The sequence below is a fragment of the Paraburkholderia kirstenboschensis genome (assembly GCF_904848585.1).
GTDB classification, from domain to species: Bacteria; Pseudomonadota; Gammaproteobacteria; order Burkholderiales; family Burkholderiaceae; genus Paraburkholderia; species Paraburkholderia kirstenboschensis.
Map to the genome: position 1 here is coordinate 540,333 of NZ_CAJHCR010000004.1, position 13,969 is coordinate 554,301.

Annotated in this window: 11 protein-coding genes; 4 read left to right on the forward strand and 7 right to left on the reverse strand. The window is 62.3% G+C overall.

What is annotated here, in order from left to right; all coding sequences use genetic code 11:
- Positions 1-111: 111 nt before the first annotated feature.
- From htpX to def, 4 genes are all read right to left on the reverse strand, one after another.
- On the reverse strand, positions 112-969 hold the full coding sequence (gene htpX / locus JMY24_RS15150) for a zinc metalloprotease HtpX (protein WP_128594031.1): 858 nt from the start codon (positions 967-969) through the stop codon (positions 112-114).
- A 104-nt stretch (positions 970-1,073) separates the two neighbouring features.
- Complete coding sequence (locus JMY24_RS15155; protein WP_128594030.1) at positions 1,074-1,715, reverse strand: LysE family translocator; 642 nt, start codon at positions 1,713-1,715, stop codon at positions 1,074-1,076.
- Positions 1,716-1,828: 113 nt separating this feature from the next.
- A complete protein-coding gene (gene fmt, locus JMY24_RS15160) occupies positions 1,829-2,815 on the reverse strand; it encodes a methionyl-tRNA formyltransferase (RefSeq protein WP_201702335.1) in 987 nt (328 codons plus the stop codon).
- Positions 2,816-2,852: 37 nt separating this feature from the next.
- The gene (def, locus tag JMY24_RS15165) at positions 2,853-3,356 is read right to left on the reverse strand and encodes a peptide deformylase (protein ID WP_128594037.1); all 504 of its coding nucleotides are present in this window, start codon (positions 3,354-3,356) and stop codon (positions 2,853-2,855) included.
- A gap of 242 nt (positions 3,357-3,598) precedes the next feature.
- Here def and dprA point away from each other — a divergent pair, with 242 nt between their 5' ends.
- The 3 genes from dprA to JMY24_RS15180 all read left to right on the forward strand — a co-directional run bounded on the left by dprA (position 3,599) and on the right by JMY24_RS15180 (position 8,225).
- Positions 3,599-4,861, forward strand: a complete 1,263-nt coding sequence (gene dprA, locus JMY24_RS15170) for a DNA-processing protein DprA (RefSeq protein ID WP_128594036.1) — start codon at positions 3,599-3,601, stop codon at positions 4,859-4,861.
- Between the two features lie 67 nt (positions 4,862-4,928).
- Entirely contained in the window at positions 4,929-5,306 is a 378-nt protein-coding gene (locus JMY24_RS15175) for a thioredoxin family protein (RefSeq protein WP_128584214.1), read from the forward strand.
- Positions 5,307-5,555: 249 nt separating this feature from the next.
- Positions 5,556-8,225, forward strand: coding sequence for a DNA topoisomerase III (locus tag JMY24_RS15180; RefSeq protein WP_128594029.1), 2,670 nt, complete (start codon positions 5,556-5,558; stop codon positions 8,223-8,225).
- A gap of 156 nt (positions 8,226-8,381) precedes the next feature.
- Here the strand turns inward: JMY24_RS15180 and JMY24_RS15185 are convergent, their stop codons facing one another.
- Positions 8,382-9,485: a LysR family transcriptional regulator gene (locus JMY24_RS15185; protein ID WP_088176081.1), complete on the reverse strand. Its 1,104-nt coding sequence runs from the start codon at positions 9,483-9,485 to the stop codon at positions 8,382-8,384.
- 355 nt (positions 9,486-9,840) lie between these two features.
- Positions 9,841-11,709, reverse strand: coding sequence for a phosphoenolpyruvate carboxykinase (GTP) (locus JMY24_RS15190; RefSeq protein WP_128594028.1), 1,869 nt, complete (start codon positions 11,707-11,709; stop codon positions 9,841-9,843).
- A gap of 373 nt (positions 11,710-12,082) precedes the next feature.
- Here JMY24_RS15190 and JMY24_RS15195 point away from each other — a divergent pair, with 373 nt between their 5' ends.
- A complete protein-coding gene (locus JMY24_RS15195; protein ID WP_128594027.1) occupies positions 12,083-13,096 on the forward strand; it encodes a D-2-hydroxyacid dehydrogenase family protein in 1,014 nt (337 codons plus the stop codon).
- On the opposite strand, the gene JMY24_RS15200 is transcribed toward JMY24_RS15195, so the two are convergent.
- Positions 13,093-13,956 (reverse strand): patatin-like phospholipase family protein, encoded by an 864-nt coding sequence (locus JMY24_RS15200; RefSeq protein ID WP_128594026.1) that lies wholly within the window; start codon positions 13,954-13,956, stop codon positions 13,093-13,095. The two genes, JMY24_RS15195 and JMY24_RS15200, sit on opposite strands and share 4 nt — an antisense overlap.
- Positions 13,957-13,969 lie beyond the last annotated feature (13 nt).

The following is a 13,969-nucleotide window of genomic DNA, read 5'->3' on the forward strand; positions in this document are numbered from 1 at the left end:
TGGCGCGGCTAACGGGCCCCGCACGGGCGGCGGCAGCGGGAGCGTGCGCTGTCACGAAATAAAAAAGGCGAGTCAGAAGACTCGCCTTTGGTTATGCACTGTGCATCGGCGTTATTCGAAGCGCCCGGTTCGGGCCATTTCCATCAAACGCGCGATGCGTTCTTCTGTGGACGGGTGCGTTGAAAACAGATTCGCGATGCCGCCGCTCGCCAGCGGATTCATGATCATCATCTGCGCAGTGGCCGGATGCTGCTCGGCTGCCGGAAACGGAATGCCGCTCGCATAACGATGAATCTTGTCGAGCGCCGAAGCGAGCGCTTGCGGGTCGCCGGAAATCTGCGCGCCGCCACGATCCGCTTCGAATTCGCGCGCACGCGAGATCGCCATCTGGATCAGCGCACCGGCGATAGGCGCGAGCAGCGCGACCGCAATGCTGGCGATCGGGTTCGTGGGACGCCCGTTTTCGTCGCGGCCGCCGAAGAACATAGCAAAGTTCGCGAGCGCGGAAATCGCGCCGGCCATGGTGGCCGAAATCGTCGAAATCAGAATGTCGCGGTGCTTCACGTGCGCCAGCTCGTGCGCCATCACGCCGCGCATTTCGCGCTCGGACAGCACGCGCAGAATGCCCGTGGTCGCGGCAATGGCTGCATGCTCCGGATTGCGGCCGGTGGCGAATGCGTTCGGCGCGTCTTCGTTGATCAGATACACGCGCGGCATCGGCAAGCCGGCGCGCGTGGAGAGCTCGCGCACCATGCGGTAGAACTGCGGCGCGCTGGTTTCGTCCACTTCCTGCGCGTTGTACATGCGCAGCACCATCTTGTCCGAGAACCAGTACGAAAAGAAATTCATGCCGAGAGCAATGACGAACGCGATCGTCATGCCGCGCGAGCCGCCTATCACTCCGCCGATCACGATGAAAAGGGCCGTGATCGCGGCCATCAACATCGCGGTTTTGACCCAATTGAACATGTCTGCAACTCCTTGCCCTAACTCGGGGTTCATTTCCATGCCGCATCGTCGCGGCGCCTGATTGTAAGCTAAATGTTAGATATGGGCGCACGCGGAAAATTCAATCATCTCGACGCGGTAGCGAGCTTGATTCCCAGCCCGACAAAGGCGCTGCCGACGCCGCGGTCCAGCCACTTCTTCACTGACGGCTTGCCGGAGAAACGCCGCGTCACGCTGCCGGCGATCCACGCGACAAAGCTGTTCCACAGCATGCTCATCACGACGAATACGGCGCCGAGCGTGAGAAAAGCGAGCGCCTTGTGATCCGTGCCGGCGGTAACGAACTGCGGAAAGAACGAGACGAAGAAAAGCACGACCTTGGGGTTCAGTACGTTTGTCCAGAAGCCTTGCAGGAACAGTTGGCGCAGCGACTTTGGCGCACCGGCCGCGCGTGCTTCGCCGCGGGCTTCGTCGTCGGCAGGTTTGGCGAAAATGAGGCGCACCCCGAGATAGATCAGATAAATCGCGCCGACAAACTTGATGACGGTGAACGCCGTGGCCGACGCGGCGAGCAGCGCGGTCAAGCCGAACGCGCAAGCTAGCGAATGAACGCAGCACCCGGCCGAAATTCCGAGTGCGGACATAAGCCCCGCGCCGCGGCCCTGCGCGACGCTACGCCCGACGATATAAGCCGTATCCGGCCCGGGCGTCACGTTCAGCAAAAAGACTGCGACGACGAAAAACTCGAAATGAGTGATGCCGAACATGAGAATCCTCGGAACATGAGCGTGTGCATGGAGGATTTTAACGCGCGGCGACTGTCAAGCGGGGCCGTTGAGCATCGGCCAAACGGACGATGTTCAGACGCCGCCGACTGGTCCTACTTTGCTTCGGGAAGCTGGAAACGCTGCCCCGTAGCCAGCGCAAAACCGGCCAGGAATTCGCGTACCGGCAGACGTTTGCCGCCGGGTTTCTGCAATTGCGTGAGACGCAGCGCGCCTTCGCCGCAGGTTACGACGACTCCTTCTGGCGAAACGCTGGTGATCGTGCCGGGCGCATCCCCGCCTTGCGCGAGTTCCGGCGTCGCCGCCCAGATCTTGATCGACGTGCCGTCTTCGAGCGTAGCCACACTGCCCGGAAAGGGATCGAACGCGCGCACCTGGCGGGCGAGCACCGAAGCCGGGCGGCGCCAGTCGAGCGCGGCCTCGTGCTTGCCGATCTTTTCGGCGTAAGTGACGCCCTCCGCGGGTTGCGGCGTCGAGGCCAGCTTGCCGTTGCGCTCGAGTTCCACGAGCGCCTCCACTATCAGCTTCGCGCCTTCCTTGGCGAGGCGGTCATGCAAGGTGGCCGTGGTGTCGTTCGCGGAAATGGGCGTGCGTATCTCGGAGATCATCGCGCCGGTGTCTAGACCGGCATCCATTTGCATCAGCGTGATGCCGGTTTGAGCGTCGCCCGCTTCGATTGCACGATGGATCGGCGCCGCGCCGCGCCAACGCGGCAACAGCGACGCGTGAATATTGATGCAGCCGAGCGGCGCGATATCGAGCACTTCCTGCGGCAGGATCAGGCCGTAGGCTGCAACCACCATCACGTCGTGCGGCGTGGCGCGCAGGAGGTTGATGGCGGCCTCGGCCTCGGCCGGGTACTTCCCCGCCCGGCGCAGCGAAGGCGGCTGCGCGACGGCAAGCCCATGTTCTTCGGCGTAGCGCTTGACCGGGCTCGCCTGCAGTTTCATGCCGCGCCCGGCCGGGCGGTCGGGTTGCGTCAGCACGAGCGGCACCGGAAAACCGGCACCGTGGATCGCGGCCAGCGCGGCCGACGCAAATTCCGGCGTACCGGCAAAGACAACGCGCAACGAATGGCTCATGAGCAGGGGCGGAAGCAGGGAGCGGAACGGACGCGCATTACATTGCGTGGGCGAGCTTCTTCATCTTGCTCTTGATGCGCGTCTGCTTCAGCGGCGACAGATACTCGACGAACACGCGGCCCATCAGGTGATCCATTTCGTGCTGGATGCACACGGCGAGCAAACCCTCGCAATCCATTTCGAAGGTTTCGCCCTTTTCGTTCAGTGCCCGCACGCGCACTTTCTCGGCGCGCTCGACGTTGTCGTAAATGCCCGGCACGGACAGGCAGCCTTCTTCCGACAGCTTTCTCTCGTTGCTGGACCAGACGATTTCCGGATTGATGAAGGCGAGCAGTTGATCGTGCGCGTCCGACACGTCGATCACGATCACGCGCTCGTGCACGTCCACCTGGGTGGCCGCAAGGCCAACGCCGGGCGCGGCATACATGGTCTCGGCCATGTCCGCGACGAGACGGCGGATGCGGTCGTTGACCTGTTCGACCGGCTTAGCGACCTTGTGCAGCCGTTTGTCCGGGTAATTGAGGATGTTCAGTAAAGCCATGATTTCGAGTGTGATTTCGGCGCCGCTAACCGTGGGAGGGCTCACGTTGGCCATTTGGCCAGGTTGTCGGCCCGTCGCAATACGCACACGATAGATGGGGTCGAACCGGTTCGATTCAACGCGCCAGATGCGCCAAACGACGAGCCCGCGCGGGTGGGCGCGGCGCTGCAGTTATTTCGGATGATGAAAATTTTAGCATGGCGCCCGCCTGCCCGCTGGCCCTGCACGAGGATCGCCCCGCAATGCACACCTTGCCTGCAACCCATATCGAACTCGCCGCGTGGCTGCGGCTCTCTCTCGCCACGGGGCTGAAACCTGCGGCGCTGCGCCTGCTGCTGACCGCTTTCGGGCTGCCCGAAGCAATCCTCCAGCACGACCATGAAACGCTCGCCGCGATCGCCGGCGAGGCTGCGGCACGCGCCGCCCTGGCTCCCACGGGTCCCGAATTCGATGCTCAACTCGACGCGGTAATCGCATGGCGCGAACTGCCGGGCAATCATCTGGTGACGCTCGACGACCCGGCCTATCCGCCGGCGCTCCTCACCATGCCGGATCCGCCGCCACTGCTATATATAAAGGGCCGGCTGGAGCTGCTGCATACACGAGCCGTCGCGCTGGTGGGCAGCCGCAGCGCGACGCCGCAAGGCATGGATGACGCCGAACGGTTTGCGCGGACGTTTTCGGCTGCAGGCGTCACTGTCGTGTCGGGGCTCGCGCAGGGCATTGACGGCGCGGCTCATCGGGGCGGGCTCGAGGGCGTCGGCAGCACAGTCGCTGTGATCGGCACCGGCGCCGATCTCGTCTATCCGGCCGCGCACCACGCTCTGGCACGGCAAATCGCGGTGCAAGGCGCCATTCTTTCGGAATGGCCGCTCGGCACGCCCGCGCGCGCCGCCAACTTTCCGCAGCGCAACCGGTTGATTGCCGGGCTCGTCAGCGGTGTGTTGATCGTGGAGGCGGCCATGCGTTCTGGCTCGCTCATCACGGCGCGCCTCGCGAACGAGATGGGCCGCGATATCTTCGCGTTGCCGGGCTCGATCCACGCGCCGCTGTCGCGCGGATGCCATCGCATGATCAAGCAGGGCGCGAAGCTCGTGGAGACGCCCGACGAGGTGCTGGAGGAATTGGGCTTCGCGAAAGCCGCGCCCGTGCCCGCAAGCGCCCGGCGGGAAAAGTCGGCGACGCGGGCGGTTTGCTCCGCTGCAGCCGACCGTGCGGCAATGGCTCGTGCGCCGGGTGAAGAGTCGGCCCAGACAGTCGCGCAAGTGCGGGCATCGAACATGACCGGCTCTTCGAACCCGGATGCCCAGCGACTGCTCGCCGCCCTCGGCTACGCCCCAACGCCCCTTGAAATATTGGCCACGCGCACCGAGATGGATCATGCGCTTCTGCAAACGACGCTGCTCCAGCTGGAGCTCGCGGGCGAGGTCTGCGCGCTGCCCGGCGGGCGCTACACCCGTGCGAGCCACGGTCGGGCCGCCGCGAACTGCTTTGACCCAGCTTGACCACTCTCCGGGATCGGCCATGCTACATTCGCGCCAAAGCATCCGACAAAGTACCTGAGGAACCACCATGCCCGCGCTGAATCTCGACACCGACCAAGACCGGATCGCCGAGCGCGTCAACGAACCCGACACGCTGTTCGTTGCCTGCCTGTGTGCGCAATGGTGCGGGACCTGTCGCGAGTATCAGGAGGCGTTCGACAAGCTGGCCGAGCGGCATCCGGAAATCTGTTTCGCATGGATCGACATCGAAACCCATGCTGATCGCTTCGACGATCTCGATGTCGAGAATTTTCCCACCATCCTGATCGAAGACTCGGTAACGACACGATTCTTCGGCACCGTTTTGCCGCAGGCAGCGATCGTGGAGCGGATGTTGTTAGATCTGACCGCTTTGCCCGGCGTAAGCGGCGCGCCGAAATTGCGGCCCGCGCTGACGGCCGCCTAAGCGCGACCGGCCGCCTGCACAGGCCGTTACGGCAGGGGCGTTGCGGCCGGCGCATAGCTTGTTTGGCGCGGCCTGGTCGGTTGCCAGGCGCGCAATCTGGATCGCGCGCTTTTATGGCACTCGACACGCCGCGTTCGCGCCGTGTGCTATAAAGCGGTCGTTAATGGGTCGCAAGGTCGCAAACGAGGGTCGCGCCAGATGGGCGCGCTCAAGGCCACCAACCCGGATATACCAACCTCACATCGAGTCATGTCCAAAGCACTGATCATCGCCGAAAAGCCTTCCGTCGCGAACGACATCGCGCGCGCTTTGGGCGGTTTTACCAAGCATGACGAATACTACGAGAGCGACGAGTACGTTCTCTCTTCCGCAGTGGGTCACCTGCTGGAAATCGCCGCGCCCGACGAGTACGAGGTCAAACGCGGCAAGTGGAGTTTCGCCAACCTGCCCGTCATTCCGCCGCATTTCGATCTGAATCCGATCGCCAAGAGCGAGTCGCGCCTCAAGGTGCTGACCAAGCTGCTCAAGCGCAAGGATATCGACCGCCTCATCAACGCATGCGACGCGGGGCGCGAGGGCGAACTGATTTTCCGCCTCATCGCGCAGCACGCCAAAGCAAAGCAGCCAGTCCAGCGTCTGTGGCTGCAATCCATGACGCCGGCCGCAATCCGCGACGGCTTCGCGCGTCTGCGCAGCGACGAGGAAATGCAGCCGCTCGCCGACGCCGCACGCTGCCGCTCGGAAGCGGACTGGCTCGTCGGCATCAACGGCACCCGTGCGATGACCGCGTTCAACAGCAAGGGCGGCGGCTTCTTCCTGACCACGGTTGGACGAGTACAAACGCCAACGCTGTCTATCGTCGTCGAACGCGAAGAGAAAATTCGCCGCTTCGTGCCGCGTGACTACTGGGAAGTGAAAGCGGAGTTCGTCTGTGCCGCCGGTTTCTACGAGGGCCGCTGGTTCGACCCGAAGTTCAAGCGCGACGAGTTCGATCCGGAGAAGCGCGACTCGCGTCTGTGGGCGCTGCCCGCGGCCGAGACGATCGTCGCCGCATGTCGCGGCCAGATCGGTACGGTGAGCGAGGAATCGAAGCCGTCCACGCAGCTGTCGCCGGCGCTCTTCGACCTGACCAGCTTGCAGCGCGAAGCGAATGGCCGCTTCGGCTTCTCGGCCAAGAACACGTTGGGCCTCGCGCAGGCGCTGTACGAAAAGCACAAGGTGCTGACCTATCCGCGGACCGACGCGCGCGCGCTGCCCGAAGACTATATGGATACGGTCAAGCAGACGCTCGGCATGCTCAAGGAGAGCAACAACTATCTCCCGTTTGCCAAGCAGGTGCTCGATAAGGGCTGGGTGAAGCCGAACAAGCGCATCTTCGATAACTCGAAGATCAGCGACCACTTCGCAATCATCCCCACGCTGCAGGCGCCGAAGAATCTGTCGGAGCCGGAACAGAAGCTCTACGATCTGGTGGTGAAGCGCTTCCTGTCGGTGTTCTTCCCGGCAGCGGAATTCAAAGTGACGACCCGCATCACCGAAGTGGTCGGTCATCACTTCAAGACCGAAGGCAAGGTGCTGGTCGAGCCGGGCTGGTTGCAGGTGTACGGTCGCGAAATCAGCGGCGAAGATGCCAACCTCGTGCCGGTGCAGAAGGACGAGAAGGTCAAGACCGACAAGATCGCCGCCCAGCAACTCGTGACGAAACCGCCTGCGCGCTACAACGAAGCCACGTTGCTGTCCGCAATGGAAGGCGCGGGCAAGCTTGTGGAAGACGACGAGTTGCGCGAGGCGATGGCCGCAAAGGGGCTCGGTACGCCGGCCACGCGCGCCGCCATCATCGAAGGTCTGCTCGGTGAGAAGTATCTGATTCGCGAAGGCCGCGATCTGATTCCGACCGCGAAGGCATTCCAGTTGATGACGCTGCTGCGCGGGCTCGGTGTAAAGGAATTGACCGCGCCGGAGCTCACCGGCGAGTGGGAATACAAGCTGTCGCAAATGGAACGCGGCAACCTGCCGCGCGACGCGTTCATGCAGGAAATTGCCCGCATGACGCAGACCATCGTCAAGCGCGCAAAAGAATACGATTCGGATACGATCCCCGGCGATTACGCGACGTTGCAAACGCCGTGTCCGAACTGCGGCGGCCAGGTGAAGGAGAATTACCGCCGCTTCGCGTGTTCGAAGTGCGAGTTCTCAATTTCGAAGATTCCGGGCGGGCGCCAGTTCGAGATCGAGGAAGTCGAGGAACTGCTGAAGAACAAGACGATCGGTCCGCTGTCGGGTTTTCGCAGCAAGATGGGCCGTCCGTTCTCGGCGATCCTCAAGCTTTCGCTCGACGACGAAATCAAGAACTACAAGCTCGAGTTCGACTTCGGTCAGGACGCGGGCGGTGAAGACGGCGAACCGCCTGACTTCTCCGACCAGGAACCGGTAGGCGCATGTCCGAAGTGCAAGGGCCGCGTGTTCGAACACGGCATGAGCTATGTCTGCGAAAACTCGGTCGCGAACCCGAAGACTTGCGACTTCCGCTCCGGCAAGGTGATCCTGCAGCAGGAGATCACGCGTGAGCAGATGGCAAAGCTGCTCGAAGAAGGCCGCACCGACCTGCTGACAAACTTCAAGTCGTCGCGCACCGGCCGTAACTTCAAGGCATTCCTCGTCAAGCAAAACGACGGCAAGATCGGCTTCGAATTCGAGAAGAAAGAGCCCTCGGCCAAGACGGCGGCGAAGACCGCCGCGGCAAAGTCAGCCGCAAAGGCTGGAGCAGAGTTCGAGTCGGACGAAGACGAAGCGCCGGTCGCGGTGAAGGCCGCCCCGGCCGCGAAAAAGGCCGCGGCAAAGAAAGCGCCGGCGACCAAAACCGCTGCGGCAAAGAAGGCGCCAGCCAAAAAGACGGCGGCTCGTAAGACGGGCTCCTGATCGAGCGGCGAGGCAGGCGTGTACGGCCTTTGCGCCGCTGCCCGCCTGGTCTGAAGCTGATGATAAAAAAGCGCGATCACCTAAGGTGACCGCGCTTTTTTAACGCCTTGCGGAACGCGCTTGTACTGCGCGGCCTGCACTCTGGAACAACGTCTTTTACAGTGGCGTCAACGCCGAGAGCCGCGTACGGTTCGAAGTCTTCGCCAACGTCTTCGGCACCGGTGACAGCTCGCTGTCCAGCAGTCGCGATAGCGGCTCGGCGCCGTCAAAAGCTTCCGGTGGCATGGACGAATCTGCCGCTTCAAACGACGCCTGCGACGCCGGCCGCCCGACGCCGTCTTTGATCCACTGTTCACCGAGCAGGCTGTTCGGTGTCTGGCTGAAATGCTCGACCAGGTGATCGATGAACGTGCGCACCTTCGCGGGCAAGTGACGGCGGCTCGGATACGCGATATTGATCTCGACTTGCGGCAAACGGTAATCGCCGAGCAAGCGCACCAGCCTGCCGCGCGTCATGTCGCGGCCGATCAGATAACTCGGCAGAATCGCGATGCCCATGCCGAGCAGCGCAAACTGACGCAGCATCTCCGTATTGTTTGCCACGATCACGTTCGACGGACGCACACGCACTTCGCCTTCCGGGCCCGTAAATACGCGCTCATCGCCCCAATATTCCGACGGCAGGCTCAGGCACGGATGCTCCAGCAAATGCTCGGGACGCGTGGGCGTGCCGTGCTTCTCCAGATACGCGGGCGTTGCACATACGGTCATGCAACCCGTGGTCAAACGCCGCGTGACAATGCTCGCGCTGCGCATTTGCCGGGCAATGACGACGCCTACGTCGAAGCCTTCTTCGACCAGATCGACCTGACGGTCGACCAGCGTCACGTCGGGAATGACCTTCGGATAACGCTCCGCGTACGTCTGCAGCACCGGTGCCAGGTTGTGTAAGCCGAACACGACCGGCGCGACGATTCGTAAAGTGCCGACGGGCTCGTGATTTCGCGCGACCACCATCTGCTCGACGTCTTCGAGTTCGTCGAGAATCTGACGCGCTCGCTCGAGATAAACCTGACCGGACTCGGTCAGGGACAAGCTGCGAGTTGTTCTGTTGAGCAGCCGCGTGCCTAGACGCCCCTCTAGGTCGGCAACGTGACGGGTGGCAACTGCGTTGGAAATATCCATCGCGCTCGCGGCGCGGGCAAAACTGCCGAGATCCGCCACCTTGACGAAAACTCGCATCGACTGCAAATGGTCCATATGACAACTCCTGCCGTGTTACGGCTTCCTGACAATTGGTGATAACCAGTGGAAGCGAACTAGGGATTCTCCTACGACTCGCGCAATCGTGCAGAAGTTGCCCGCAAAAACGGAAATTTCGTCAATTTTCGTGCGACTGTGCGCCCTAATGTGGGGCGCGGTGACCGATTGTTCCGCGAACGGAAACAATGTGCTGCGGTGCAGCTTGGGACGTGCGGTTGCCCGAATAGACACGGGTCGGCTTATGGGCCGCTTTGGCGTGGTCTGGCGCGCGAAGCGCCTCGCACCCAACGCGGCTGAAAAGCAAAAAGCCGCCCGAAGGCGGCTTTCACATCCGGAGTGAACACTCACATGGCTAGGCGGCCAGTTTGCTTTCCAACTGGCTCTTTGCTTGCGTCAGCGCGGGCGGCAAGCCTTGCTGCAACGTGTCAAAGAGTTCCGCGTGTAGCGCGAGCTCAGCGCGCCAGGCTGCGTCGTCGACGGAAATGACTTGCTCGAATTGCTCGCGGCTAAAATCCAGACCGCTCCAGTCGACGTCCTCGTACCGCGGCGACATGCCAAATGCATGCTCTTCGCCCTGCGCGGTGCCTTCGATGCGGCCGACCATCCAGCCGAGCACACGCATGTTTTCGCCGAAGCCCGGCCAGACGAACTTGCCGTCGGCGCCCTTGCGGAACCAGTTGACGCAGAAAATTTTCGGCAGCTTCGCGTTCAACTGCTGCAAGCGCTCCCCGGTTTTCAGCCAATGGCCGAAGTATTCGCTCATGTTGTAGCCGCAGAACGGCAGCATCGCGAACGGATCGCGCCGCACGACGCCCTGCTGGCCGGCGGCCGCGGCGGTCGTCTCAGAGCCCATGGTCGCCGCCATATAGACGCCCTCGACCCAGTTGCGCGCCTCCGTGACGAGCGGCACGGTCGTCGAACGGCGGCCACCGAAGATGAACGCGTCGATCGGCACGCCCGCCGGGTTTTCCCAGTCCGCGTCGATAGACGGACATTGCGACGCCGGCGCCGTGAAGCGCGCATTCGGATGTGCCGCCTTGCGCCCGCTCTCCTTCGCGCTTGTCGGTGTCCAGTCTTTGCCCTGCCAGTCGATCAGGTGCGCGGGCGGTTCGTCGGTCATGCCTTCCCACCAGACGTCGCCTTCGTCGGTGAGCGCCACGTTGGTGAAAATCACGTTTTCCTTCAACGTGGCCATTGCGTTGAAGTTGGTCTTTTCACTCGTGCCGGGGGCCACGCCGAAGTAGCCCGCCTCCGGATTGATCGCGTACAGGCGACCGTCCGTGCCCGGTTTGATCCACGCGATATCGTCGCCGATGGTGGAAATCTTCCAGCCGTTCAACCCTTCTGGCGGAATCAGCATCGCGAAGTTGGTCTTGCCGCACGCCGACGGAAACGCCGCCGCCACATGATGTTTGCGTCCCTCGGGTGAGGTCACGCCGAGAATCAGCATATGCTCGGCAAGCCAGCCTTCGTCGCGGCCCATCGTCGATGCAATGCGCAGCGCGAAGCATTTCTTGCCGAGCAACGCGTTGCCGCCGTAGCCGGAGCCATAGCTCCAGATTTCGCGCGTCTCAGGAAAATGAACGATGTACTTGGTCGGGTTGCACGGCCAGGGCACGTCTTTCGCGCCTGCCTCGAGCGGCGCGCCCACCGAATGCACGCACGGCACGAACTCGCCGTCTTCGCCGAGCACGTCGTACACCTTGCGGCCCATGCGCGTCATGATGCGCATGTTGGTGACTACATACGGGCTGTCACTCAGTTCGACGCCGATATGCGCGATCGGCGAACCGAGCGGGCCCATGGAGAACGGGACAACGTACATCGTGCGGCCACGCATCGCACCGTCGAACAGCCCGTCGAGCGTTTCGCGCATTTCTTGCGGCGCAACCCAGTTGTTGGTCGGGCCTGCGTCTTCCGGGCGTTGCGCGCAAATGAACGTGCGATCCTCGACACGCGCGACGTCGGACGGATCGGACCATGCGAGATACGAGTTCGGGCGTTTGGCGGGATTGAGCTTTCTGAGCGTGCCGGCTTCGACCATCTGTGCACACAGCCGGTCATACTCTTCCTGCGAGCCGTCGCACCAGACGATGTTGTCCGGCTTGGTCATAGCGGCAACGCGCTGGACCCAGTCGATCAGTTTTCGATGTTTGACCCACGGGGGCGCTTCTACTGACGCTTTGACTGTGGGCTTTCCTTCGAATGATGGATGATTCATCGACTTGTCTCCGTTTGTGGGGAATAGGAAAACGGTACAAGCCCGGCGATGCTGCATGCGAGAGGCATTTAATTGGTTGCGCCAGTTCTACAAACCGACGCGCAATTGCGCAGGTCATCACGGGCTTCAACACAGTCTGTTGGGCCGATACGCGCTGGACAGGCGTTGCAACCGTCTGTAAAGCGGCTTGCCTCAACACGCAACAAACTGTTAAAAACGATGTCAATCGGCGTTGCCGTCAGGCTGTCGTTCTCTGCGGCAGCTTCTACGGTAAGTCAATCAGCCAGACCGCCATGTGACCTGGGTCACATGATGGGACAGTCAGCATAACATTCCGTTCCGCACCACCATGGTGCGGCGCAAGACACATACCATGAAGATTGCCATCCTCGACGATTATCAGGACGCCGTTCGCAAGCTCGACTGCTTTCAATTGCTGGCCGACCATGAAGTCAAAGTTTTCAACAACACCGTCCGCGGACTCGGCCAACTGGCGAGCCGTCTCTCGGAGGTCGACGCGCTTGTTCTGATTCGGGAACGCACTCGCATCAGCTCGCAACTCCTCGATAAACTGCCTCGTTTGCGCATGATCAGCCAGACGGGCAAGGTGTCCAATCATATCGATCTGGCCGCTTGTACCGAGCGCGGCATCGCCGTGCTGGAAGGCAGCGGCTCACCGATCGCGCCCGCCGAACTCACGTGGGCTCTCATCATGGCGGCGCAGCGGCGCATTCCGCAATACGTAGCAAACCTTAAGCAGGGAGCCTGGCAGCAGTCGGGGCTGAAGACCTCAGCACTGCCGCCGAATTTTGGTTTGGGCCAGGTGTTGCGCGGTCAGACGCTCGGCATCTGGGGCTACGGCAAGATCGGGCGGCTCGTTGCCGGCTATGGCAAGGCGTTCGGCATGAACGTACTCATCTGGGGCCGCGAGCATTCGCGCGAAGCCGCTCGCGAGGATGGGTATGGCGTGGCCGAGAGCCGCGAAGCGCTGTTCGAGCAGAGCGACGTGCTGTCGCTGCATCTTCGTTTGCATGACGACACGCGCGGCATCGTCAAGCAGGAAGACCTGATGCGGATGAAGCCGACCGCGTTGCTCGTGAACACGAGCCGCGCCGAACTGCTCGACGAAAATGCGCTGGTCAATGCGCTCTCGCACAACCGTCCGGGCATGGTCGCGATCGACGTGTATGAAAGCGAGCCGATTCTGCAAGGCTACAGCCTGCTGCGCATGGAGAACGTGATCTGCACGCCGCACATCGGCTATGTCGAGCGCGAGAGCTACGAGCTTTACTTCAGCGCGGCGTTCCGGAACATCCTCGCTTTCGACGCCGGCGACACCGCCAGCGTGGCAAATCCCGAAGCATTGCAGGGCGGACGCCGACGTTAAGCGGCGATTTCCAGCAGATCGGGCATGCGTTCGAGGAACGTCTCGCCGTCAGCGCGGCCGAGGTTGTATGCATGCACCATCTGCGAAGGACTCGTGTAGTCCCAGCTCGAAATCGGCACTTTGCGCGACGGCTGCACGTAAAGCCGTTGCTGCACGCCGTGCGGCACGACGAACATCTGCGGCCGCGGATAGAGGCGCGTGACCATCACGAGTACGTTGCCGGGCGCGTCGGCGTCGAGCGCACCGACGGGCACGTTGTCGACCATTCCGCCGTCGAGCACCGGGCGGCCGTTGCGCCGCAAGACCGGCGTGAAAGGCGGCGTGCTCGACGACTGCAGGATCAGGTCCGCAAGATCTTCGACGGTCGCGCAATCTTGCGCACGCACGAATTCCGGATGAAAACCGAGCGTCTGACCCAACGTAGGGTGCAGCGTCTTACGCACGTATTTTTCGATGTTGTAAGCGATCAGGCCGGCCGCCACTGCGCTGCGCGCGCCCAACCAGCGCGGCAGATGCGAAACGCCGATGCGGATTTCCGGCGCATCGGCGAGTGACGAAAACTTCTCACCGTAAATGTCGAGCAGCGCCTGACGATAGATGCGGTAGTGCGGAAACACGGACTCGCCGCGCAGCAGATTGCCCCAATAGGCGTTGCGCGAATTGTGACGTAGCGCCTCTTCGTAATAGCGCATGACCCATTGTGAATCGCGCGTGTAAAGCATGCACGCGGTCGCGGCGCCGGCCGAAATGCCGGCGATCACGCGCGGGCGGATGCGCAACTCCGGTTGCACGACGTCCCAGAAACCCGCCTGCCACCAGCAGCGATTGCCGCCGCCCGCGAACACAACCTGGTCGAACATCTCGATATCCTCT

Bases quoted from the DNA above. Each gene is read 5' to 3' on its own strand.
- JMY24_RS15155 (WP_128594030.1), bottom strand. From the start codon at position 1,715: ATGTTCGGCATCACTCATTTCGAGTTTTTCGTCGTCGCAGTCTTTTTG.
- dprA (WP_128594036.1), top strand. From the start codon at position 3,599: ATGCACACCTTGCCTGCAACCCATATCGAACTCGCCGCGTGGCTGCGG.
- JMY24_RS15200 (WP_128594026.1), bottom strand. From the start codon at position 13,956: ATGTTCGACCAGGTTGTGTTCGCGGGCGGCGGCAATCGCTGCTGGTGG.
- JMY24_RS15180 (WP_128594029.1), top strand. From the start codon at position 5,556: ATGTCCAAAGCACTGATCATCGCCGAAAAGCCTTCCGTCGCGAACGAC.
- JMY24_RS15190 (WP_128594028.1), bottom strand. From the start codon at position 11,709: ATGAATCATCCATCATTCGAAGGAAAGCCCACAGTCAAAGCGTCAGTA.
- htpX (WP_128594031.1), bottom strand. From the start codon at position 969: ATGTTCAATTGGGTCAAAACCGCGATGTTGATGGCCGCGATCACGGCC.
- JMY24_RS15195 (WP_128594027.1), top strand. From the start codon at position 12,083: ATGAAGATTGCCATCCTCGACGATTATCAGGACGCCGTTCGCAAGCTC.
- fmt (WP_201702335.1), bottom strand. From the start codon at position 2,815: ATGAGCCATTCGTTGCGCGTTGTCTTTGCCGGTACGCCGGAATTTGCG.
- def (WP_128594037.1), bottom strand. From the start codon at position 3,356: ATGGCTTTACTGAACATCCTCAATTACCCGGACAAACGGCTGCACAAG.
- JMY24_RS15175 (WP_128584214.1), top strand. From the start codon at position 4,929: ATGCCCGCGCTGAATCTCGACACCGACCAAGACCGGATCGCCGAGCGC.
- JMY24_RS15185 (WP_088176081.1), bottom strand. From the start codon at position 9,485: ATGGACCATTTGCAGTCGATGCGAGTTTTCGTCAAGGTGGCGGATCTC.